The sequence below is a fragment of the Hydrogenophaga sp. L76 genome (assembly GCF_057654755.1).
Genome location: NZ_CM172807.1, coordinates 4311675 through 4333170, shown reverse-complemented (window position 1 = coordinate 4333170; position 21496 = coordinate 4311675). Strand labels below are relative to the sequence as shown.

Here is a 21496-nt window from a genome sequence, read left to right as displayed (position 1 = left end):
GTTCGGCAGTTGGCCGCGTACTGGAGTACACCGACGCCGCCAACGGGCGTGATCTGATCCAGCACCTGTCGAGCACGATGCTGATAGGCAAGATTAGACGAATGCATGTGCGTGACAAGATGTCGGTGCGGGCCATTGCGCGGCGCACTGGGTTGTCGCTGCGATCAGCCTCCCGCAGCAAACGTCTCTTGTATCCCGATGCCCTCCCTCACAACTCCAAACGGCGCCGGGTTTGCGCCGGGATCCAAGCGTCCTTTTGCTCCGAACAATAGGCAAACGAAAAAAAGCCCGGAATGGCTCAACACCAGTCCGGGCTACACAAGCTCAAGCCAAATCAGGTGGTCATACCCACAAAACCGAATGCCTTCAGTTCTTCCCGCATATCAACAACTTCCCCTGACTTCACGCATTCAAAGGGTTGCTCCAAAACTGCCTCGTAGCGCCGAACAATGCTTGCCCCGCCGCACGCCATTTCCTTGACTACATCCACTTTTTCAATCTGGAGCCATTCAAGCATCCACGCCGCCCACTCTTTCGAACTCGCTTCCGCCAGGTGCACCGCCTCCCCATCGGCATAAACCAATCCCTTCATTCGAGCCGCCACTAAATCACTCGCGCTCTTGTTGCAGCCTGTCGAACCCACAATTTCCGCCCGAAGTTTCTCCGATTTTGCGAGACCCACGAGGTGTGCAATCGCAATCTCAATTGACCGTTCCGTTGCGGCATGGTGAAAAAATATCCCAAGGCTCAGCACTCGATCAACACTCGAATACTCAAAACCTTGCTCAATCCAGCGCAATCCATTCACGTAATCTAAGCAATCGAGACGTTTTGCAAACACCATCGCGGTGCTCTCGCATTCCAGCCGACGTTGTTCCAAAATCTTCAAGAACTCTTCATCATCTCCAGCAACATCGTTCGCCCACTTGTTCGAATCGGTCATATCAAAATCAACTTTTGTACCAAATTCTGCACTCATATCATTCTCCCAAAGTTACAACAAAACCCAACCTGCCAACACGAACATTCAGAGCATCAATAGCCACTGGATGCGCCTCAAGGAATTGATCAACACTCATTCGATCAACTTCTTTACCCTCTTCAACGATCTGCGCTGTGATATACGCCAGCTCCGCAGTTTCCGCTGGCAACTCAAACTGCCCAGCTTCAACAGCACTCTCAACCGGCTTCTCAGATACCCACAGCACCACTTTGGTTTTCGAACTCAGCACCATCGGCTCTGCAAATTCGTATCCCAAAAAATTACCAGCCTTTGCAAGTCGCTTATCAGACCCGTAATAAGCGTGCGTAATATCCTGCCTGTTGTGACCGAGCGCTTTTGAAGCATTGAATTTAGCCGATACACGCTTCATCTCACTCGACATCTCTTTCGTACCTCCCAACGTCGGCGGCAAAATACCTTTCAGCAACATCAAATCTTCCGCAAAGCCAGCACGAAGTCCGTGGCCCGTTACTCCGAAATGCTCTTTCGTCAGCCCCAACCGACTGTTGTAATAAAAATACCGACGCTCTGCCTGCTCAAGCGTCAACTCCGGCCAAGCCAGAGATTCAGACCTCTTGCATTGGCTTTTCGCGAAATCAAGCACCCGCCGCTGCATTTCACCGAACTCTCCACTCTCGATCTCAATATCCCTGGGTCGGCCATTCTTCGCCACGTTTCCAACTATCGACAGCCGATCGCCTTTATCCGACTTCCAGAGCTTGATCAGCAGCATTTCCTTCTTCCGAAGTCCAAACGCACGACCCACCATCAACATCGAAGCGTGCCTTCGATCGTTAAGCAGCGCAGCTTTGAACAACTGCTCAACATCCAATCCCGCACCCCTCCAGCTCTTTGACGACTCCGCAACGTTCTTCACTCGAAACCCCTTCGGGTGACTCTCCAAATACCGACTCTCAATCTGCGCAACGTACCGCACCAAACTAGATTTTCCTAATCTCTCGAAAAATATTTTCACCCTGGATTTTTGCGACTGCAAGGTCTTGTTCGACAACTTCCTCACCAACACCCATTGGTCAAACACCACGTCAATATGCTTCTCCCCCAGGTTCTCAATCTTCTCCAACTTGTACCCAGCAGCGTGAAGCGTCCTCGCAAAATTTCGCATCACCTCTACATCCATCCTTATCGTCCTGTCCGAGTTCACAGCTCCGTTCACTCGCAACTTCCCCTTCGCCTCTACAGCAACGTAGATCGAGTCCATCAATGCCTTCACAGCTTTCGTGTCATTTACAGCCATCTCTATCTCCTATATAGCCAGCACAAAAAATCACCCAAATTCACGACACTGTTACTTAAACGAAATTTCTTCATATCCATGGGTGTGTCAGCACCATGAATACCCTGGCCTCACAGCTTCAGGTGAGTTCGGTCGAGAGTTCTCTCGCACCAAACCGTAGGGACTTAACGTGCCCCCATCCGTGCCAGTTCCCCACAGCAGTGAGGGATGGAAGCTGGCAGCTCCCTAGTTATCGAATGTGCAAGTCCCTCACCACACGGCGAAGGCTGACCTCTCATACGAACCTAGTGCGTCGAAGCGCATGTCGAATTCGTCCCTGGTACAAGCAGGAATCGGTCGTTGACGGTGGTCTTGTGTCGGCGGAGTTTCGTTCTGTAGATGCTCTGTCGTGCAGTTTTTACCTGCAGTTCATTGATCTAGAACGACTTTTTGGCGGCAAATTGATACTCTGTATGCAGCCCTGAAGCAGAGCGATAAGAGTGAAGTTTCCCGTTCCTGGGGCCAGGAGCGAAAAATGGGCGCAGCTATGCCAACTGAGCCGGTATTCTTTTTTGTTATCCCTCGTCGAGAAGTTCAATATTCAGGCATTCCCGCAGTTGCGGATTTAAAAAACCTGTCGGCGCTGAGGCCATACCGAAAGTCTATCCCACCTCCCCACTAATGAATACTCCAAACGGCGTCACTTTTTCAACGCCTTTTGACTCTGGGTTCCATGGCGGTAGCGTGGGACTTCTTCATCGCAAATCAGAGGCCCCCCTCGCAATATTCGCAGTCTAAGACTCGTAATGTGCGTACTGCCTCTACGAAATGCGATATAGGCCACTTTTTGCGAGGAAGGCTGGAAAAAGCAGGCCCTCGTCGGGTAATCCCCCCAATTTCCACAGTCCGCAGAAGTAGAACGGTTATGCAGCCATGGCCAGATGCTGCTTTGGGGTGAATCCGCCCAGGGCCATGTTCGGGCGGTCGTGATTGTAGGACCACATCCATTGCGTGGCGAAGTCCTGAACCTCTTCAAGGCTTGACCAGTGATACTGGGATAACCATTCGTATCGCACCGTCCGGTTGAACCGCTCAACGTAGGCGTTTTGCTGCGGCTTACCAGGCTGGATGTATTCGATCTGGATGCCCCATTCACTGGCCCAGTTCTGAATGGTGCCGCTGATGTTCTCCGGCCCGTTGTCGCAACGAATCACCAGCGGCTTGCCTCGCCAGGCAATGATCTGCTTCAGCGCCCGGATCACCCGCTCACTGGGCAGCGAGAAGTCCACCTCAATGCCAAGCGCCTCACGGTTGAAGTCGTCGATCACGTTGAACAAGCGCAGATTCCTGCCGTCCTCCAGCCTGTCGTGCATGAAGTCCATGGACCAGACCTGATTGATAGCCTGCGGCACGGCCAATGGTTGCGGCTTCTCCCGCATCAGCCGCTTGCGTGGCTTGATGCGCAGGTTGAGCTCCAGCTCGCGGTAAATGCGGTAGACCCGTTTGTGGTTCCAGCCAAAATTCTTCACGTTGCGCAGGTACAGGTAGCACAGGCCGAATCCCCAGTTGCGGTGGTTGTCCGTCAGGCGCATCAGCCAGTTGGCAATCTCCTCGTTCTCGGCGTTTTGTTTGCACTCGTAGCGGTAGCAGGATTCACTGATCGAGAACACCGCACAGGCGACTCGTATGGCGACGGCACGCTGCTGCACGACTTCCTTGGCCATCTCGCGCCGACGAGATGGCCGTGTTACTTTTTTGCGAGGTACTCGTTGGCGATTTCAGCCTTGAGCTTCTCCTCCAGATACATCTTCCTGAGGCGCCGGTTCTCGTCTTCAAGCTCCTTCATGCGGGCCATCATGGAGGTGTCCATACCGCCGAACTTGGCACGCCACTTGTAAAAAGTAGCGGTACTGATCCCCACCTCCCGGCAGATCTCTGGCACCGCCAGACCGGCCTCAACTCGCTTCAAGGCAGCCATGATCTGGCTGTCGGTAAATCTCGACTTCTTCACGTAGAACTTCCTTCTTGGAAAATTCTACTTCTGGGAACTTTGGTTTTTCGGGGGGATTACCGTCGCATTTTGTATGCCAAGAGGCATCTCAAAGTGAGTTTGAGAGACGCAAGATGCGAACTCGCATTTTGTACCGCTCAGGGAGCACTTTCAGACGTTTGAACGATGCGTTTTGCGAACTGAATTATTAACAACCCAATGCAGTACAAAACTTTACCCGGATCTGTGAAACCTTCATCGTCTGGCCAGGGTATGTAATTTGTGTCTCCTGACCTTCTTTGCCACCACATATGATCGACAGATTCTTAGAAGTCAAGTTCACATATTTCCCTGCTGAACTAGAAATGCTGCCTACTTACGAACGTCTGGAAACATTCAAGGAGCGTGAATCCTCGAATGTTCTCAAGACATTTTTGGTCGTAGCAATGTAATTAAAAGCGATACCAAAGTGATTCAACGGAATTGAAAGCAAGCCGTTCTTAAGCCACCGGGGGCGAGCCCTAAGCTTGCGCTTTTATTCACATGAGCCCCAGTTTTCATGGTGGATACGTCATTTCACTCCACATTCTGTGGATGAAAATATTTTGTCCATTAGTCAGATGCTTAGGTTTTCATTAACAGAGAACAAAATAACAGATCAGCCGAAAACGGAAGATGTGTCGATACCTGCTCCACCCGATTCGGCGTCTAATCTCGCATCACCGGCTCCCGTACCGCATGCCAAACATCGAACGCTCAAACGTGATGAGGCAAAGAACAAGTCAAGCATGAAAAGCATGGCAAGTCTCTACCGGTAGATCAAAACATAATCAGAAAGCAACCATGCAAAATCATCAAAGAAACATTATTAGGGTTGATGTCGCCTACGGAAACACCAAGGTCGTCTCCGGCCACCACCTGAAAAAGCAGGTCGTTCACGTTGGTCTGAATCAATCTTCCCGAGCATCGCGCCCGAAGTTGTCGTGGATGAGGAAGCGGCTGGATTCTTGCACAATCCAGATCGAATTTTGATCGAATGCAAAGGTCAAAAACACTACACGGATCTAAAATCAACCTCAGGTGTTGTGGCGCGTGTAATTGAACAAAACTATATCGAAACCAACACTCACGAAATTTTTGTTCGTACCGCTATTCATGTCGCGATGGGTAAGAGCCGCCGTGTCATCACCGATATTGACATGGTCGTTGTCGGCTTGCCTGTATCGTTGCATTGATCGTTACGAGTTCAATGAAAAGAGTCTGCGTTGCAAACTCAGACAGTCCTCGAACCAACCGCGCTTCAAAAGAAGGGCAAACTCCTGCAGGTTGAAGTAAAAGTTTAAGACTGCATGGCTTTTCCACAGCCATCCGGCAACATGCCGTTGGCCACTCAAGATCTGAACAACGACCACGCCATCTTTCAACCGTGGTTTCTTTCAATAGTGGTCGATCGTGGGTATCGGACTCTGGATTGATTTTCGGCTGGAGCAATGACGCCCGACATCATGCTCTGTGGAAGCTACGATGGCGGTGTATCAAGCATCTTGCGCGATCTTAGCCAGTTGGTCTGTTTTGAGCATGGAACCGGTTCTCTTAAACTCGACACCATCGAATCTGGTCATAAAAGAGTTTCTATCAATCTGGGGAACAAAGTGATCGATATGGCCCCTACCTGAAGTAGGTGCGTGCGCTGGCATGGCGCGAAATTGGTTCTTTCCTATCGAGTCTTAAAGCTCGGCGCAACAATATTTCCAACCTATTCGTCACTGGGGGTGGAAGCAGCTCCTACGCGCAGGCATTACCCGACCAACTTCCAGGCTGTTCTATTTAGCTTGTGGAAGCTCCGGTCATGGCCAACTCGTGGATGTTGGCTCATCGGCTGCGACGCGATGGACGACTGAATCAACGTCTTTCATTTTTGACAATGCGCGTTTTTAATGCAAATTCTCCATAAGGCCGAGATCTATGACAAACCAAACAACTGAAGGAGATAGAAATGACGATGCGAACCAAAGGGTTCTTCGAGAAGACGGCGGAGCAATGGACGGAAGCAAGCGGAGATTTAAACATGAAGTTCACGCTGGAAGGAATTCAAAAAGCGCTGGTAGTCCTGGTGGCATTGAGCGCTCTAGGGCTCCTCTCAGGGGTGTTCGACGGTACACGACTGGAGAACCAGGTCGGCCGATGGCTCTTCTGGATTTGGATGCTGACGTGGTCGGTGGCGGTGATCGCCATTCGCGAGGAGATCGTGGCACGTCAGACTTGGGAGGAACAGGAGGAGCTGCCCTACCTGGACTGACCTCTGGCTAGATTCGGACGCTGCGGGCATGGCCAGCTGCACTTTTGAAACGAGGTAGTGACTCAAGGACCGCCCTAATTAGGTCGGTACCATCGACAAGACACCTTGCATTTCAAGAGGCCAGCCAAGAAGCAGCAGCACCAAACGCCCTTTAGCTACCGGAGCGTAGCCCTCAGAATCTGGCGGGGACTCACGCCGTGGGCAGAATACGATTGAAACGATGGTTGAAAACCAGAAGCATACTGTTTACCGATTCAAAATTTGACTTCATGAACCATCCTGTAAGCTGATCACATCGAAACAACCTTCAAGGAGAAATGAAAATGAAAAGCAGTAAACAATTGATGATAGTTGCGGTAGCAATCGCAGCCTTGACCGCATGTGGCGGTGGCAGCGATGATGCAACCTCCGGCGGCGGTGACCCGGCTGACGTGCCGTTGAGCCAAGCGCCCGCATCTGTACAGGAATACGCGGCACTGTTTAACGAAGCGAGGGCTACGGCGCGCAACTGCGGAGCAGAAGCAATGCCAGCCGTTCCTCCATTAACCAAGTTCAATCCAAAGCTACAGGCGTCAGCACAAGCACACGCTGATGATATGACAGCGAAGAACTATTTTGCACATGAACGCCGCGACGGGAAGACTCTATTGGATTTTGGATACACTGGCATAAATACGTCAGAGAACTTGATGCTTGGCTCTCCAAGTACCACGCCCAATAAGCACACCTCCGTTTGGCTTCAAAGCCCTGGCCATTGCAAGGGGATCATGAACGCGGATTCGAGAACCGTTGCTGTTGCAAGAAGTGGCCGCTACACGGTAATGGTATACGCATACTAACATTCAGCCCAACAAATGAAAATAGGCCGTTCCCGGCCCATTTTTTTACCTAACTCCTAGCGCTAGAAACAATCACCATCGTAACCGCCACATTGATACACAGTCCGGACAATCCACCTTCCGTTCACGCAAGAAGCCTTTGCTTGAACCCCGGCCCCACTATTATAGATGGAATCTGTAGGATTGTGAATAACAACACCAAACATATGTCCGGTCCATCCGTTTGGCCTTGATGCAGGCATCGACCTACAAGTATTACCATTCCCATAGAAGACAAACGAGCCAGAGCAGACCTGTGGATCAAGCGGGATCTCTCCATTCCCATTTCCATTGCCATTGCCATTGCCATTGCCATTGCCATTTCCTCCACCAGGCGGTGTCGGTATCGCCGTTGAGTTTGCCGATATGGATGTACTCACCGAACCGCGAACATTGGAAGCAGTAACCGTACAGTTGGTCCTTCCCACATTCCTCATGCTTCCAGGGCCATGGTTCGCAGACCGCCCAGCAAGCGAGTCGAGATTGCTCTCAGCGAAAGGCGTGAATCCAAAATTGGCGCCTGAACACGACATACGAAGCTGAGTCGCGTGTGGGCTACTCACGTTCAAAGTCACATTCGTACCAACCTGTGCAGAAAGGTTCTGTTGGCCATTGAATGAGGCATTGACCGTTGGTGGCATTGGGCACTTGCCAGCAATGGGAGGAAGCCCTGTGTTGGTACAGATCAGATCCTGAGGATGACACACACCATTGACACCCGACGTTCCGTTGGGGTCGTGGCGGGGTTCACGGCGCGAGTGAAGCAGCACGGTGTTCGGAGACCTTCAGAGCATCAACCCCATTTCTCGTACCTCGAACAATTTTTGCACCTGAGTGATCTGCGTGAAGCGGTGCCCACTCGAACGTGAGAATTCCTATTCGGTTGCTATGACGCCCTACCACATTGAGAGAAGGAATCGAACTCGAAACCTTCCGCGTTATGTGCACTTCTCAAGGTTGATTTCGGTCCAATTTTCGTTAGTCTTGGGCATTAACTCAGCATTTCGCCAAGAAACCGAATTCACACCTGAAGAAAATAGAATGAACACCCAACTTAGCCCCGCAGAAATTCGAAACTTAACCGGTTACCGCACACCTTCTCGGCAGTTAAAAGTCCTGCATGACCGTGGCTTCATTCGCGCCTACCGCGTGCCAGGGGGACCAGTAATATTAGAGCGGCCCCATTTCCAGTCAGTGTGCTGCGGTCAGTTTGGCAGCCCGCAAACCTCGACCAAGTCGACTGTCAACACATCCTTCTTAAGTGGCCGGCATGACGCGCCAACGCGATAAACCTGACGGCCTGCCATACCGGGTGTATGAGCGAAAAGGCCTGCGCATATACAGCATCGGATATAAACTGCCGTCCGGGAAGTGGGCCTTCCGCTATTCATGTGCAGCTGATGACAGAAACCAAATCGCTGTGCTGCGCGCGAATGCGATCACCGAATCTGCTCTGCTGGGTCAACAAGTCGCCTCGGCAGGCGGGACCCGCGACCTGATCGTCGCTTGGTTCGCACACCAAGACAGCCTGCCCCTTGGCGACCCTAACCGGCGCGCGGACTCGACATTGACAGAGAACCGGCGCGAAGCCGCGAACTTGTCCAAGGCATTCGGCCACATGGATCCCGCCGAAATCACAAAGACGGACGGCTACGCCTACCTTGACGCCTGCGCAACAGCCAAACGGCCAGCGAAAGGCAACAAAGAAATGGCACTCATGCATTTAATACTTGAGTTGTTAGCGGCGATCTAAACCCGCGTAAATCTGGCGGCGGTAAATGGTGACGGAATCCGGTGGTCATTTGTGGCGGCGGATTCTGGTGGCGGCTTTCGGTGCTGAGTGCGCCACCAACAGCAAGGGCCCCGTCAGGGGCCCTTGCTGTTGGCGTGGGAGATTCGTCGTTGTTCAGAACGGCAACTCCGGGTCAAAGTCGTCCAGCGATTCACTGTGTCACGCGCTGCTCGCGCAGCAGGTTCTGGATGACCCGGCCGTAATGGGTCCAGACGCGATCGCGCAGATCATCAAGCAACTCCATCACCGCCAAGGCCTGCTCTGGTGTCCAGGTGTCGTCCACCGTGAAGGGCAGCCCATGGTGCAGTCCTGAAGGCGGGTGCCACGGCTTCATGCTGTTTCCTTCGACGGTTTGCGCTTTGCGGTGCGCGCCCGGGCGCGTTCTTGTGCCTCCTTGTGCCGGTACGACTGGCCCTTGATACCGACAATTTCGGCGTGGTGGACCAGGCGGTCCACGAGTGCGACCACGCAGGCCGCGTTGGGGAACACTTCACCCCACTCGGCAAACGATTTGTTCGTGGTGATCAGCGTGCTCTTGTGCTCGTGGCGCCGGCTGATCAACTCGAACAGCAGATCGGCATAGCGGCTGGAATACGACAGATACCCGACCTCATCAATGGCCAGGAGCTCTGGCCTGGCGTAGTGGCGCAGCCGGGTGCGCAGTGCCGAATCGCTGTCCAGACTGGCCAGCTCGCCCAGCAGCTTGCCGGCGGTGGTGAACAGGACGGTGTGTCCCTGCAACACCGCCTGGTGCGCAATGTTCTGCGCGATCGTGGTCTTGCCGACCCCGGAGGGCCCCACCAGGATGGCGTTGCTGGCGTTTTGCAGGAACTGCAGCGTCATCAGCTCGCTCACGCTGGCCTGGTCAATCTGCTCGGGCCAGCGCCAGTCGTAATCCACCAAGGGCTTGAAGCGCCCGATGCGCGCACTGTGCAGGCGCCGCTCCATGGATCGGCGGGTTCTCTCCTGCTCTTCCCAGTCCAGCAATGTGCCCACCCAGGGTTCGGTGCAGCAGGTACTCCAGTTGGCCAGCACCCCGTGCAGTTGCAACGCCTGGGCGCGGTGTTTGAGTGTGGCCGAATCAGTTGCTGGCATCGTCACTCTCCTGCGTGAGACGGTCATAGCTGTCCAGGCTGTGGGGGCGCACGGCGATGTCGCGCGCGCGCACCTGCGCGGACAGGGCCACGCCCAGCGGGGGCGGGGTTTGCTGCTGGCGCTGGCGTTGGCGTTGGTGTTGCAGCGCCAGACGAACCGCATGGGGGTGCGGCACACCGCGGCTCATGGCATCGGCGACGGCGGCCGTCATCTGCGTGCGTCCATGCACATCCAGGAGTTCCTGCAACTCACGGGCGATGCGTCCCAGCGGCTCACCCCGCTTGGCCGCCTCTGTCAGCAAATCCTGCACCTGAGGCAGCGCGTGCACCAGGCGGTCCGTGTCGCGATGGGCTCGCGCGGCTCGCTTGTGCTGCACCAGTTCCTGCACATGGGCCTCGATCTCGATCTGCTGAGCCTTGTCCCAGCAACGCGGGTGCGTGGCCAGTGCCTGCTGGCCGTCCAGAATACGCACCTCATGCAGGCTGGCGTGCACGCTCAGGCTGCGCTGTACGTGGGTGTGGGGGATGGAATAGTCGTTCAGGTCAAAGCGAACATAGGGTGTCTTGGCCGCTGTCACGCCGCGGATCTCATCGCAACAAAACGGTGTGACCGGGATGTCCATCAGGTGCGCCTTCTCTTGGTCAAAGGCCTGCTGCACCGACAGCTGGGAGTCCTCGGGGCAGCGCCGAGCGCTGGCTGCCCCGTTCACCCAGGCATCGGCCTGGGCATTGAGATCGTCGAGGCCGTCAAAGGTGCGTCCCTCGAAGAAGGCCGTGCGGATGTAGCGGATGGCCCGCTCCACGCGGCCCTTCTCATTGCCCCGGGCCGGGGCCACGGGCCTGGCCTCGAAGCGGTAGTGCGCCGAGAGTGCCAGCAAGGTGGGATTGAAGCGGATGGCCTGCCCCCTGCGTTCGAGCACCGCGCTCTTGAGGTTGTCGTACAAGACGACCCTGGGAACGGACTCCCAGGATTCAAAGGCCTGGACGTGGCCGCGCAGGAAGTTCTCCATGTGCGCGCCCAGGAAGAAGCGCAGGAAGATGCGTCTGGACCAGGACAGGACCATCACAAAGGCCATCAGGGGTCGCCTGGCTTGCCCGATCTGGATGTGGCCGAAGTGGCCCCAGTCGCATTGCCCCTGTTCACCGGGCAAGGTGCGCAGGCGCAAGTAGGCCTGTGCTGGGGGGCGTGGACGGTGCCTGGCGACGATGTGGCGAAAGTGGTCGGGGCGTCCCTCGTAACCGCGCTCGGCGACCATGGTGTGCAACCGGCTGGCCGTGAGGTTGGGGAACTGCTTCAGGGTCTCTTCAATAAAGGGCAGGTAGGGGCTCACGCCCGAGGTGCGTTGTGCGGGCACTATGGGGGCGGCGCCGGCCTGGGTGAGCACGCGCATGACGGTCTCGCGGTGCACGCCCAGCTGGGACGAGATCGTTCCCACCGGCCAGTGCTCGGCGTGGTGGTAGCGCAGGATCTGCGCCGTGAGTTCAGGTGAAATGGCCATGTGAGTCGGTACTCCATACGGATGGTTTCGATGGGCGACGAAAGCGGCAACGCAAATAGTCCAGGCGTACAAAATTCGAGACCGAACGGCCGCAAAACTGGCACTTGCAGCGTTGACTTGCGTCTGGGATCAGAGCGGTTGTTTCGCCGGGTGGGAGTACATCAGTGCAGGGCGGTGGTGGGCTACCCTGATGCGTCACTGTTTGCTGGCGCGCCCTCCATTGCCCCTGGCGTCTGGCGTGAGCGTGACGGCCCTTGCGGCTGTCCTGGTAGCGTTTGCCGGCTGCGCGCTGGGCGCCACTTCTGGCCTGGTGCGAGCAGGCCGCGCTGCAGTAGCGCTGGCCGCGGTCGCAGTGGCTGCAGATGAGCACAGGGCAGCGGCACAGGGCGCACACAAAGCGTCTGGGCGGTGGTGACGGCGCGGGCTGGGCAGTGGGCATGGGCGCTCCATTCCCATGCGTGAGCCCATGCTATGGACAGCCACGCCCGCTTCGTGAAATACTGACAGCGGCAACGGCGCCCTCCAAAGCGGTGGGTCTCGGGGCGCGACAGTGGGTTTACCGGAAAGTGACTGTCACTGTCGCGCCTGCTTCTTACACGGGTAGGCGATATGTAACGCAAAACACCAGCGCTGCGCCATACCCCTGCGCTGACTCATGCCCGCCATGCCACGGCCAAAGCAGGCACGCCCCCCCCCCGGCACACCTCAGTGCCCTGCAGAACGGGCACCCCCCATTCAACTCAAAGGAAGTTCAAGGCATTCAGCTGACTGAAGCGGGTGAACGCGTCTGGCTTGCTCCCGACACCAGATTTACGCGGAAACTGACAGCCGTTCACATGAGTTTGGCGTGCGCATCGGACGTATTTCATCGAACGCCATGCAGGGCCTTCGGAAGCTCAAGATCAGGACAGTGAAGCGGTATGTCACCGATGTAGAGCTCGATCTGGCCATTGAGATAGGCCGCGCTAAAGGCGGGCCGAGGCACATCGTGGCGATGGCTCTCAAGACCGCGTACCTATGTTCTAGGCGCTCAGTCGAGGTTCGGGCTATCCAGCGCAATGCCATGACCGCGGAAGGCGTTGTTTGGCTGGACGGGAAGAACAAGGAAAAACCGCCTGTGCTGATCGAGTGGACGCCAGAGCTTCGCCAGACCGTCGACGAGGCGCTGCAAATCAAACGGAACAATGTCGCTGGGGCCATTTTCATTTTTGGCAACATGAAAGGCCAGCAATACACAAAGGGAGGCTGGAAGTCCGTCCTCGACGACCTGATGTTCGACTGCGTTGCTGAAGCACAGAAACGCAATATTCCGTTCAAACGATTCAGCTTGCAGGAGTGTAGGCCAAAAGGGGCAACAGACAAGCTTACAGCAGGCCACACAGACGCGAAAGACGCCTTGGGGCATACGACAGACCGATTGTTGGGACAGGTTTACGACCGACGCCAGATGAAGAAAGCTACATCTGTGCGGTGAAACGTATTCCAAAGTTTGGAATACAAATGGAAAAGGGTTAGCAGATACTTACCTGCTAACCCTTATGCTTTTTGGCGGAGTGGACGGGACTCGAACCCGCGACCCCCGGCGTGACAGGCCGGTATTCTAACCAACTGAACTACCACTCCGCAGTGGTGCAGCTTTTGCCTGAGGCTTTCGCTTCAGGCCAAGTGCCACAAACTTGGCGACCCTACGGGGATTCGAACCCCGGTACTCACCGTGAAAGGGTGATGTCCTAGGCCTCTAGACGATAGGGTCAAAACCTTGGAACTAACCGAACTTCGCATTGTATCAGTGCCTTTATCAAGACACCGGCACAAGCTTCACAAATTGTGGTGGAGGTAAGCGGGATCGAACCGCTGACCTCTTGCATGCCATGCAAGCGCTCTCCCAGCTGAGCTATACCCCCACAAGGTTTGTTGATTCACGCTTCGCATGTCACCGCTTGGTGCGAATCAGCAAGCCTCAAATTATAGGACATTTTTCAGCGATTTTGAAGTCGTGCCAAAACTGTTTGCTGATTTTGCAGTTCGAGCACCGCGTCCAGCGAAGGCGTCTGCGCCGTGCCCATGACCAGCACGCGCACCGGCATCGCCAGTTGCGGCATCTTGATGCCGTGGGCGGTGATGGTTTCCTTGATGGCCGCCGAGATGCTGGCCTTGTCCCAGGCACTGGCAGCCAGCTTCTCCGCCAGCGTGGCCAGCACGGGCTGAATGGCTGACGTGACATGCTGCGCGCGCTCTTCGGTGCTGGGCGTCACATCGGCGTAAAAGGCAGCGGCCCAGCCGGCCAGCGCTACGGTCGTATCACAGCGGTCCTTGAACAGGCCACAGATGCGCGGCAGGCGCTCGTCGGCGGTGATGCCACGTTTCGCCAGCTGCTCGGCCACCAGGGTGCTGAGCGCCCCATCGTCCATGGCCTTCATGTGCTGGGCGTTCACCCAGCGCAGCTTGGCTTCGTCGAACTGCGCGGCACTGCGGCCGAGGTGATCGAGGTTGAACCATTCGAGGAACTGCGCGCGGCTGAAAATTTCGTCGTCACCGTGGCTCCAGCCCAGGCGCGCGAGGTAGTTCACCATTGCGTCGGGCAGGTAGCCTTCGTCGCGGTACTGCGTCACGGGCTTGGCGCCGTTGCGCTTGCTCATCTTCTCGCCCTGCTCGTTGAGCACGGTGGGCAGGTGGACGTACACCGGCGGCTCTTTGCCGAGCGCTTTGAAGATGTTGATCTGGCGCGGCGTGTTGTTCACGTGGTCGTCACCCCGGATCACGTGGGTGATCGCCATGTCGATGTCGTCCACCACGACGCAGAAGTTGTAGGTGGGCGTGCCGTCGGGGCGCGCGATCACCAGGTCGTCGAGTTCGTCGTTGCGGATTTCGATCAGTCCCTTGACCTTGTCGTCCCAGGCCACGACGCCGCCCTGCGGGTTCTTGAAGCGCAGCACCGGCTTCACGCCTTCCGGTACCGGCGGCAAGACCTTGCCCGGTTCGGGGCGCCAGGTGCCGTCGTAGCGCGGCTTTTCCTTGTTGGCCATCTGGCGCTCGCGCAGCGCGTCCAGCTCGGCCATGCTCATGTAGCAGGGGTAGACGTGACCGCCGGCCACCATGTCGGCCAGCACCGCCTTGTACCGGTCCATGCGTTGCATCTGGTAGAACGGGCCTTCATCGTGGTCCAGACCCAGCCACTTCATGCCCTCGATGATCACATCCACCGCGGCCTGCGAAGAACGTTCGAGGTCGGTGTCTTCGATGCGCAGCACGAAAACGCCGCCGGTAGCGCGGGCGAAGGCCCAGGGGTACAGGGCCGAGCGGATGTTGCCCAGGTGGATGAAGCCGGTGGGCGACGGAGCGAAGCGGGTGCGAATGGGTGCTGTCATTTCAGGGTCTCTCGACGGGCCGCCCCTGGGGAGACCCGCACCCCCATGGGGGGAAGTGAATACACGAGGTGATGAACGTGGGGTTAACGCGCGCTGAGGCCGCGGTCGAGGTCGGTCTGGATGTCGGTGAGGTGTTCGAGCCCCACGGCGACGCGGATCAGGCCCTGGCTGACGCCGGAAACCTGGCGCTGCGCTTCGGTCAGACGGCCGTGTGACGTGCTGGCGGGGTGGGCGCACAGGGTCTTGGTATCGCCCAGATTGGTCGAGAGCGACAGGGTCTGCAACGCATCAAGCACATGGAATGCACGCGCGCGGGCTTCGTCGGCGTTGCCCGCCTGAACCTCGAACGACAGCACTGCGCCGCCGCAGTGCGACTGCTGGGCCATGGCCAGTTCGTGCTGCGGATGGCTGGTCAGCCCGGGGTAAAACACGCGCGCCACACCCGGATGCAACTGCAGCCACTGCGCCAGCGCCAGCGCGCGGGCGGATTGCGCCTGCATGCGGATCTCCAGCGTCTCCAGGCCTTTGAGCACGACCCAGGCGTTGAACGGAGCCAGCGTCATGCCGCCGCTCTTGAGCACCGGCAGGAAGGTTTTGGTCACCAGCTGCTGGCTGGCACACAGGGCACCGGCCATCACGCGGCCCTGGCCATCCAGGTACTTGGTGCCCGAGTGCATGACGATGTCGGCACCCAGCGTCATCGGGCGCTGCAGCGCCGGCGTGGCGAAGCAGTTGTCCACCGCCAGCAGTGCGCCCGCGTTGTGCGCGATGTCGGCCAGCGCACGGATGTCGCAGACGTCGGTCAATGGGTTGGTGGGCGTCTCGGCGAACAGCAGTTTCGTGTTGGGCTTGACGGCCGCAGCCCAGGCCGACACATCGGTCTGCGAGACAAAACTCGACTGCACGCCGAACTTGGCCAGATCCGAACCGATCAGCTTGATGGTCGAGCCGAACATGGAGTGCGAGCAGATCACGTGATCGCCGCTTTGCAGCAGACCCATGCACATCATCAGGATCGCCGACATGCCCGAGGCGGTGGAGATGCAGGCTTCTGCGCCTTCCAGTGCCGCCAGGCGCTGCTCGAAGCTGGACACCGTGGGGTTGCCGTAGCGGCCGTAGGTGTAGCCGTCTTCGTCACCCGCAAACCGCCGCGCGGCGGCTTCGGCCGAGGGCTGCACATAACCGCTGGTCAGGAACAGGGCTTCGGAGTTTTCACCGTAGGGGGTGCGCGGCACGGCGGCGCGCACGGCCAGGGTGTCGCGGTGAAGGTCGGGGTCTTTGTCTAAAGGCATGGGCGTGTTCAGGCGGTCTGGGCGTTGGGCAAGGCCAGACGCGAGTTGTCTTCCTGGCCTTCTTCGCTCTGGTCGCGGCCCTGGTTCATGCGTTCGATGGTCTCGAGCGTGATGTCGCCGGTGACATAAACGCCGTCGAAACACGAGGCGTCAAAGCCGGCCAGGTTCGGATTGAGCGAGCCGATGGCCTGCTTCATCGCGTCCACGTCCTGGTAGATCAGCGCGTCGCAGCCAATGCTCTCGCGCACCTGCTCCACCGTGCGGTCGTGCGCCACGAGCTCGCTCGAGGTCGGCATGTCGATGCCGTAGACATTGGGGTAACGCACCGGCGGCGCGGCGCTGGCCAGGTAGACCTTGCGCGCGCCGGCATCGCGCGCCATCTGCACGATTTCGCGGCTGGTCGTGCCACGCACGATGGAGTCGTCGACCAGCAGCACGTTGCGGCCCTTGAACTCGCTCGCGATCACGTTGAGCTTCTGGCGCACCGACTTCTTGCGCACGCCCTGCCCCGGCATGATGAAGGTGCGGCCCACATAACGGTTCTTCACGAAACCTTCGCGGTACGGCAGACCCAGCAACTGGGCCAGCTCCATGGCGCTGGGGCGCGAAGATTCGGGGATCGGGATCACGACGTCGATCTCGTTCGGCGGCACGGTGGACACCAGGCGCTTGGCCAGGGTCTTGCCCAGGTTCAGGCGCGCCTGGTAGACCGAGATGCCGTCGAGCACCGAGTCCGGCCGCGCAAGGTAGACGTACTCAAAAATACAGGGGTTGTGGCTGGTCTTCTCGGCGCACTGCTCGAACTGCGTGCTGCCGTCGTGGGCCACGAACAGCGCTTCGCCCGGCTGGATGTCGCGATCCAGTTCAAACCCGTTGCCTTCCAGCGTGACCGATTCGCTCGCCACCATCACGCTGTCGCCCTGCCGACCCACACACAGCGGCCGGATGCCGTAGGGGTCGCGGAAGGCGAGCAGGCCGTGGCCGGCGATCAGGGCAACCACGGCGTACGAGCCGCGAATACGCTGGTGCACGCCGCGCACCGCCGCAAACACGTCGGCTGGCTTCAGCGTGATGCCGCGGCTGACTTTTTCCAGCTCGTGGGCCAGCACGTTGAGCAGCACCTCGGAGTCGCTGTCGGTGTTGATGTGACGGTGGTCGGTCTGAAACAGCTCCTGCTTCAAGGCCTGTGCATTGGTCAGGTTGCCGTTGTGCACCAGCACCAGGCCAAACGGCGCGTTCACATAAAACGGTTGCGCTTCTTCTTCGCTGTAGGCGTTGCCCGCGGTCGGGTAACGCACCTGGCCCAGGCCGCAGTGGCCGGGCAGGCTGCGCATGTTGCGCGTGCGGAACACGTCACGCACCATGCCCTTGGCCTTGTGCATGAAGAACTTGCGACCCTGTTCGGTCACGATGCCGGCCGCATCCTGGCCCCGGTGCTGCAGCAGCAGGAGTGCGTCGTAGATGAGCTGGTTGACCGGCGCCTGGCTCACAACGCCAACGATTCCACACATGATCGGATCCTTACGGAAATAGTGACAAAAACTTCAAGGCAGGTAGCTCGCCAGAGCTGCCGGCAACAGGGGGCGCAGTGTGTGAACACTGTCCGCCATGGCATCGGCCACCACCGACGCCCGCCAGTCGGTTTCGGCACGCAAAGGGGTCATGCTGATCACCACCGTCAGGGCCAGCAGGATCAACACCCCCCGAGCCAGACCAAAGGCGCCCCCCAACACCCGGTCGATGGGCCTGAGCCCCACCGACGCCACCAGCTGTTTCACCAGCCAGGCCAGCAAACCACCCGCAAACGCGGTGGCAATGAACACCAGCGCAAACCCCGCCGCCAGCTTCAAGGCCGGCAAGGCATCCCCCATGGGCAACACCGCAGCCACCTCGTCGGCGTAGGCCTGGGCCAGCAAAAAAGCCGCCACCCAACCCGCCACGGAAATCACCTCGTACACCAGGCCGCGCCACAGGCCCAGCACCGCCGACAGCACCAGCACCGCCAGCAAAACACCATCGACCCAGTTCATGCGCCGGGGCCCGCGATAAAAAACAGCCCCATCACAAGGTCAGGATGGCGGCGGGCAGTCCGAGGGCCTTCACGCGCGCCGCCGCCTTGTCGGCCTCGGCCCGGCTCGCGAAGGGCCCCAGGCGCACGCGTATCCGCTTGCCTTGCGGCGTTTCGGCCACATGGGTGTATGTCGTGAGGCCTGCGCGCTCCAGTTTCAAACGGGTCTCGCGCGCACGGTCGGCCTCGGCGAAAGCGCCCACCTGCACCACGATGCGCACGCTGGCGGCCCCGGGTTTGTCTTCCAGCAAGGCCTTGGCCCGGGCGGCTTCGGTGGCGGTGGTGCTTTCTTTGGCAGGCGCTTCGACCTTGGCCACCGGCTTCGGTGCGGTCTTCGCAGCGACCTCGGTCGCGTCCTTCGTGGCGGGTTTGTCGGCCGCCGGCGCTGCCACCACCTCTTCACGCGCATCAAGCCCGCCACCGGCCGGCAAACGCCCCAACGGACTCTTGCTTTTGTCGATCTCTTCAGGAATCGGTTCAGGGGTCCGGGCCGGCGTAGGGGCCTGCTGGCCGGTGACTTTTTCGCCTGACAAGGGTTGCGCGGGCTGGCGTGCCGGAATCTCGATCGGAATGTCCACAGCGACAGGTCGCGGCTGCGTGTCAAAGAGCATCGGAAAGCCCATCACGCCAAGCAACACCAGCACGGCGGCACCGATCAGACGGTGACGGGCGCGGCGGCGAATGGCCTCGATGCTCTGAGGCGGAGGCGTCGTGGGGCTGCTCTGGGAACCTGAACGGGGTGTGAGCATTCGGGGGTGGACCAATACGCTTTCAAAGCCGTAGGCGAGGCGCAAAAACGCGCCAGGGCGTGATCGAGGAAGGGGTCAGGCGGTCAGGTGTTTCGCCGACAGCCGGGGTATCCCATCCTGCAAAATCCCACCCACGGTGAAGAAGGAACCAAAGACCACGATTCTATCAGCGGGGTCTGCAACCGACACCGCCGCCCGCAGGGCGTCCATGGGGCTGGAATGGCATCCTGCGACGCGGCTTTTCCCGTCCGGCGCGGTGCGTGGGTGGGCGTCGAGCAACTGGGCCAGCGCCTCGGCGCTGCTGGCGCGCGGCAACGGCAGATCCGTCACATGCCAGCGGTCGATCAGCGGCGCGATGCGCTCCAGCATGGCCCCCAGGTCCTTGTCGGCCATGGCACCGAAGACCGCGTGGGTGGTTGGGTAATAGCCCATGGCGTCCAGGTTTTCAGCCAGTGCGGCCACCGAATGCGGGTTGTGCGCCACATCCAGCACCAGCGTCGGGGTGCCAGGCACGATCTGGAAGCGCCCTGGCAACTCCACCATCGCCAGCCCATTGCGCACCGCCTGCGCGGTCACGGGCAGGCGTGGGCGCAGCGCCTCAAGGGCGGCCAGCACGCCCGACGCGTTCACCAGCTGGTTGGCACCGCGCAGCGCCGGGTAGGCCAGACCGGCGTAACGCCGCCCGCCGTGGGACGGGTGCATGGCCCAGCCCCACTGCTGCTGGTCACCGGCAAAGTGAAAGTCCTTGCCCAGGCGCCAGAGATTGGCACCCACTTCCAGCGCCCGGTCCAGCACGCTCTGCGGCGGCACCGGGTCGCTCACCACCACCGGGCGGCCGGTGCGCATGATGCCTGCCTTCTCGAAACCGATCGCCTCGCGGTCGTTGCCCAGCAATGCCATGTGGTCCAGCGCAATGCTGGTGATGACAGCACAGTCGGCATCGACGATGTTGACCGCGTCCAGCCGGCCACCCAGCCCCACCTCCAGAATCACCACATCGAGCCCGGCGCGCGACAGCGTGCGCAGGATCGCCAGCGTGGTGAACTCGAAATAGCTCAGGCTGATCGTCTCCTGATCACTTCCCTGCCCTTGGCGGGCCTGCTCAACCTCGGCAAAACCGGGCAACAGATCGCCGGCGGCCACCGCCTCACCCGCGATGCGACAGCGCTCTTCAAAGTGAACCAGGTGCGGCGAGGTGTAGACCCCGGTGCGGTAACCCGCCTGGCCGTAGATGGCTTCGAGCATGGCGCAGGTCGAGCCCTTGCCGTTGGTGCCCGCCACCGTGATCACCGGCATGTCCATGACCAGCCCCATGCGCTGGGCTACCTGCTGAACCCGCCCCAGTCCCATGTCGATGGCAACCGGGTGCAGGCGCTCGCAGTGTTCCAGCCATTCGGCCAGCGTGGAAGGGTGTTCAGGCAAGGCGATGTTCAACATGGCAGCTATTGTCCCATTGGTCTTCTGGCCCACCTGGCCGGCGGGCCATTTCTCCGACAATGGCACCATGACCATCCTCTACGGCATCCCCAATTGCGACACCGTCAAGAAGGCCCGCGCCTGGCTGACGGAACACGGCGTCGAACACACGTTCCACGATTTCAAGAAACAGGGCGTTCCCGAGGCCGATCTCGACCGCTGGCTGGCCGCCGCGGGCTGGGAAAAGCTCGTCAACCGCAAGGGCACGACCTGGCGCGGGCTGGACGAACCCACGCGCAACGCCGTGGTGGACAACGCCAGTGCCCACGAATTGTTGGTGGTGCACGCCAGCGTGATCAAACGCCCGGTGGTGGTCTGGGCCGACGGCCAGATCACCGTGGGCTTTGACGCCACGGACTGGGCACAACGAGCCAGAGCAACCCCGCCCGCCTAAAATCGCGGTTTCGCCTCCACTTTTCACACCCTCCTTCCCATGAGCACCACCCAGATCAGCGGCGTGTCCGTCACCACCCAGGCCAGCGTCTATTTCGACGGCAAATGCGTCAGCCACGGCATCACCTACCCGGACGGCACCAAGAAATCGGTCGGCGTGGTGCTGCCAGCCAACCTCACCTTCAACACCGGCGCGCCCGAGATCATGGAATGCGTTGCCGGCGGCTGCGAATACAAGCTGGCCGGCACCGACGCCTGGCTCAAGTCCGGCCCGGGCGACAAGTTCAGCATCCCCGGCAACAGCAGCTTCGACATCCGGGTGACCGAGCCCTACCACTACATCTGCCATTTCGGCTGA

20 protein-coding genes and 3 tRNA genes are annotated in these 21496 nt (G+C 58.9%); 8 read left to right on the top strand and 15 right to left on the bottom strand.

The window, feature by feature from the left end; translation table 11 throughout:
• Positions 1-334: 334 nt before the first annotated feature.
• The 3 genes from AC23D4_RS21165 to AC23D4_RS21155 form a co-directional block, all read right to left on the bottom strand.
• A complete protein-coding gene (locus AC23D4_RS21165; protein ID WP_472890597.1) occupies positions 335-979 on the bottom strand; it encodes a hypothetical protein in 645 nt (214 codons plus the stop codon).
• A gap of 1 nt (position 980) precedes the next feature.
• Positions 981-2261, bottom strand: coding sequence for a phage integrase N-terminal domain-containing protein (locus AC23D4_RS21160; RefSeq protein ID WP_472890598.1), 1281 nt, complete (start codon positions 2259-2261; stop codon positions 981-983).
• A 902-nt stretch (positions 2262-3163) separates the two neighbouring features.
• A protein-coding gene (locus AC23D4_RS21155; protein WP_472887725.1) for an IS3 family transposase occupies positions 3164-4251 on the bottom strand; the annotation gives its coding sequence in 2 pieces (ribosomal slippage) (positions 3164-3999 and positions 3999-4251; 1089 coding nt in all).
• Between the two features lie 962 nt (positions 4252-5213).
• On the opposite strand from AC23D4_RS21155, the gene AC23D4_RS21150 reads away from it, so the two are divergent.
• The 5 genes from AC23D4_RS21150 to AC23D4_RS21130 all read left to right on the top strand — a co-directional run bounded on the left by AC23D4_RS21150 (position 5214) and on the right by AC23D4_RS21130 (position 9160).
• The gene (locus AC23D4_RS21150) at positions 5214-5465 is read left to right on the top strand and encodes a hypothetical protein (RefSeq protein ID WP_487623659.1); all 252 of its coding nucleotides are present in this window, start codon (positions 5214-5216) and stop codon (positions 5463-5465) included.
• Positions 5466-5720: 255 nt separating this feature from the next.
• Complete coding sequence (locus AC23D4_RS21145) at positions 5721-5906, top strand: hypothetical protein (RefSeq protein ID WP_472890593.1); 186 nt, start codon at positions 5721-5723, stop codon at positions 5904-5906.
• A gap of 320 nt (positions 5907-6226) precedes the next feature.
• On the top strand, positions 6227-6529 hold the full coding sequence (locus AC23D4_RS21140) for a hypothetical protein (protein ID WP_472890592.1): 303 nt from the start codon (positions 6227-6229) through the stop codon (positions 6527-6529).
• 323 nt (positions 6530-6852) lie between these two features.
• Positions 6853-7368: a CAP domain-containing protein gene (locus AC23D4_RS21135; protein ID WP_472890591.1), complete on the top strand. Its 516-nt coding sequence runs from the start codon at positions 6853-6855 to the stop codon at positions 7366-7368.
• A 1309-nt stretch (positions 7369-8677) separates the two neighbouring features.
• Positions 8678-9160 carry a hypothetical protein gene (locus AC23D4_RS21130; RefSeq protein ID WP_472890590.1) on the top strand — a complete coding sequence of 161 codons (483 nt, stop codon included), beginning with the start codon at positions 8678-8680 and terminating at the stop codon, positions 9158-9160.
• 190 nt (positions 9161-9350) lie between these two features.
• Here the strand turns inward: AC23D4_RS21130 and AC23D4_RS21125 are convergent, their stop codons facing one another.
• From AC23D4_RS21125 to istA, 3 genes are read right to left on the bottom strand one after another with little or no spacing between them, the layout of a single operon-like run.
• Positions 9351-9533, bottom strand: coding sequence for a hypothetical protein (locus AC23D4_RS21125; RefSeq protein ID WP_305335885.1), 183 nt, complete (start codon positions 9531-9533; stop codon positions 9351-9353).
• Positions 9530-10294 (bottom strand): IS21-like element helper ATPase IstB, encoded by a 765-nt coding sequence (istB, locus tag AC23D4_RS21120; protein WP_472888557.1) that lies wholly within the window; start codon positions 10292-10294, stop codon positions 9530-9532. Before istB ends, AC23D4_RS21125 begins: the two co-directional genes overlap by 4 nt.
• Positions 10281-11792 (bottom strand): IS21 family transposase, encoded by a 1512-nt coding sequence (gene istA / locus AC23D4_RS21115; RefSeq protein ID WP_472890610.1) that lies wholly within the window; start codon positions 11790-11792, stop codon positions 10281-10283. The genes istB and istA overlap by 14 nt, the downstream gene beginning before the upstream one ends.
• 847 nt (positions 11793-12639) lie before the next feature.
• On the opposite strand from istA, the gene AC23D4_RS21110 reads away from it, so the two are divergent.
• Positions 12640-13266, top strand: a complete 627-nt coding sequence (locus tag AC23D4_RS21110; protein WP_472890168.1) for a site-specific integrase — start codon at positions 12640-12642, stop codon at positions 13264-13266.
• Positions 13267-13338: 72 nt separating this feature from the next.
• Here the strand turns inward: AC23D4_RS21110 and AC23D4_RS21105 are convergent.
• The 9 genes from AC23D4_RS21105 to folC all read right to left on the bottom strand — a co-directional run bounded on the left by AC23D4_RS21105 (position 13339) and on the right by folC (position 20706).
• Positions 13339-13415 (bottom strand) — tRNA-Asp (locus AC23D4_RS21105).
• A gap of 54 nt (positions 13416-13469) precedes the next feature.
• Positions 13470-13545: transfer RNA gene (locus AC23D4_RS21100), tRNA-Glu, on the bottom strand.
• 75 nt (positions 13546-13620) lie between these two features.
• Positions 13621-13696, bottom strand: a tRNA-Ala gene (locus tag AC23D4_RS21095).
• Positions 13697-13771: 75 nt separating this feature from the next.
• Positions 13772-15160, bottom strand: coding sequence for a glutamate--tRNA ligase (gltX, locus tag AC23D4_RS21090; protein ID WP_472890167.1), 1389 nt, complete (start codon positions 15158-15160; stop codon positions 13772-13774).
• Positions 15161-15243: 83 nt separating this feature from the next.
• Positions 15244-16452: an O-succinylhomoserine sulfhydrylase gene (locus AC23D4_RS21085; RefSeq protein ID WP_472890166.1), complete on the bottom strand. Its 1209-nt coding sequence runs from the start codon at positions 16450-16452 to the stop codon at positions 15244-15246.
• 8 nt (positions 16453-16460) lie between these two features.
• On the bottom strand, positions 16461-17963 hold the full coding sequence (gene purF, locus AC23D4_RS21080) for an amidophosphoribosyltransferase (RefSeq protein WP_304920511.1): 1503 nt from the start codon (positions 17961-17963) through the stop codon (positions 16461-16463).
• Positions 17964-17996: 33 nt separating this feature from the next.
• On the bottom strand, positions 17997-18482 hold the full coding sequence (locus tag AC23D4_RS21075) for a CvpA family protein (RefSeq protein WP_472890165.1): 486 nt from the start codon (positions 18480-18482) through the stop codon (positions 17997-17999).
• Positions 18483-18513: 31 nt separating this feature from the next.
• A complete protein-coding gene (locus tag AC23D4_RS21070) occupies positions 18514-19269 on the bottom strand; it encodes an SPOR domain-containing protein (protein WP_472890164.1) in 756 nt (251 codons plus the stop codon).
• A gap of 75 nt (positions 19270-19344) precedes the next feature.
• Positions 19345-20706, bottom strand: coding sequence for a bifunctional tetrahydrofolate synthase/dihydrofolate synthase (gene folC / locus AC23D4_RS21065; protein ID WP_472890163.1), 1362 nt, complete (start codon positions 20704-20706; stop codon positions 19345-19347).
• Positions 20707-20773: 67 nt separating this feature from the next.
• Here folC and AC23D4_RS21060 point away from each other — a divergent pair, with 67 nt between their 5' ends.
• Both AC23D4_RS21060 and ppnP read left to right on the top strand, forming a co-directional pair.
• The gene (locus AC23D4_RS21060; RefSeq protein ID WP_472890162.1) at positions 20774-21139 is read left to right on the top strand and encodes an arsenate reductase; all 366 of its coding nucleotides are present in this window, start codon (positions 20774-20776) and stop codon (positions 21137-21139) included.
• A gap of 39 nt (positions 21140-21178) precedes the next feature.
• Positions 21179-21496 (top strand): pyrimidine/purine nucleoside phosphorylase, encoded by a 318-nt coding sequence (gene ppnP / locus AC23D4_RS21055; RefSeq protein WP_472890161.1) that lies wholly within the window; start codon positions 21179-21181, stop codon positions 21494-21496.

Excerpts from the sequence above, each read along its gene's own strand:
- AC23D4_RS21165 (WP_472890597.1), bottom strand. The coding sequence starts at position 979 with ATGAGTGCAGAATTTGGTACAAAAGTTGATTTTGATATGACCGATTCG.
- AC23D4_RS21160 (WP_472890598.1), bottom strand. The coding sequence starts at position 2,261 with ATGGCTGTAAATGACACGAAAGCTGTGAAGGCATTGATGGACTCGATC.
- AC23D4_RS21145 (WP_472890593.1), top strand. The coding sequence starts at position 5,721 with ATGACGCCCGACATCATGCTCTGTGGAAGCTACGATGGCGGTGTATCA.
- AC23D4_RS21140 (WP_472890592.1), top strand. The coding sequence starts at position 6,227 with ATGACGATGCGAACCAAAGGGTTCTTCGAGAAGACGGCGGAGCAATGG.
- AC23D4_RS21135 (WP_472890591.1), top strand. The coding sequence starts at position 6,853 with ATGAAAAGCAGTAAACAATTGATGATAGTTGCGGTAGCAATCGCAGCC.
- AC23D4_RS21130 (WP_472890590.1), top strand. The coding sequence starts at position 8,678 with ATGACGCGCCAACGCGATAAACCTGACGGCCTGCCATACCGGGTGTAT.
- AC23D4_RS21125 (WP_305335885.1), bottom strand. The coding sequence starts at position 9,533 with ATGAAGCCGTGGCACCCGCCTTCAGGACTGCACCATGGGCTGCCCTTC.
- istB (WP_472888557.1), bottom strand. The coding sequence starts at position 10,294 with ATGCCAGCAACTGATTCGGCCACACTCAAACACCGCGCCCAGGCGTTG.
- istA (WP_472890610.1), bottom strand. The coding sequence starts at position 11,792 with ATGGCCATTTCACCTGAACTCACGGCGCAGATCCTGCGCTACCACCAC.
- gltX (WP_472890167.1), bottom strand. The coding sequence starts at position 15,160 with ATGACAGCACCCATTCGCACCCGCTTCGCTCCGTCGCCCACCGGCTTC.
- AC23D4_RS21085 (WP_472890166.1), bottom strand. The coding sequence starts at position 16,452 with ATGCCTTTAGACAAAGACCCCGACCTTCACCGCGACACCCTGGCCGTG.
- purF (WP_304920511.1), bottom strand. The coding sequence starts at position 17,963 with ATGTGTGGAATCGTTGGCGTTGTGAGCCAGGCGCCGGTCAACCAGCTC.
- AC23D4_RS21075 (WP_472890165.1), bottom strand. The coding sequence starts at position 18,482 with ATGAACTGGGTCGATGGTGTTTTGCTGGCGGTGCTGGTGCTGTCGGCG.
- AC23D4_RS21070 (WP_472890164.1), bottom strand. The coding sequence starts at position 19,269 with ATGCTCACACCCCGTTCAGGTTCCCAGAGCAGCCCCACGACGCCTCCG.
- folC (WP_472890163.1), bottom strand. The coding sequence starts at position 20,706 with ATGTTGAACATCGCCTTGCCTGAACACCCTTCCACGCTGGCCGAATGG.
- AC23D4_RS21060 (WP_472890162.1), top strand. The coding sequence starts at position 20,774 with ATGACCATCCTCTACGGCATCCCCAATTGCGACACCGTCAAGAAGGCC.
- ppnP (WP_472890161.1), top strand. The coding sequence starts at position 21,179 with ATGAGCACCACCCAGATCAGCGGCGTGTCCGTCACCACCCAGGCCAGC.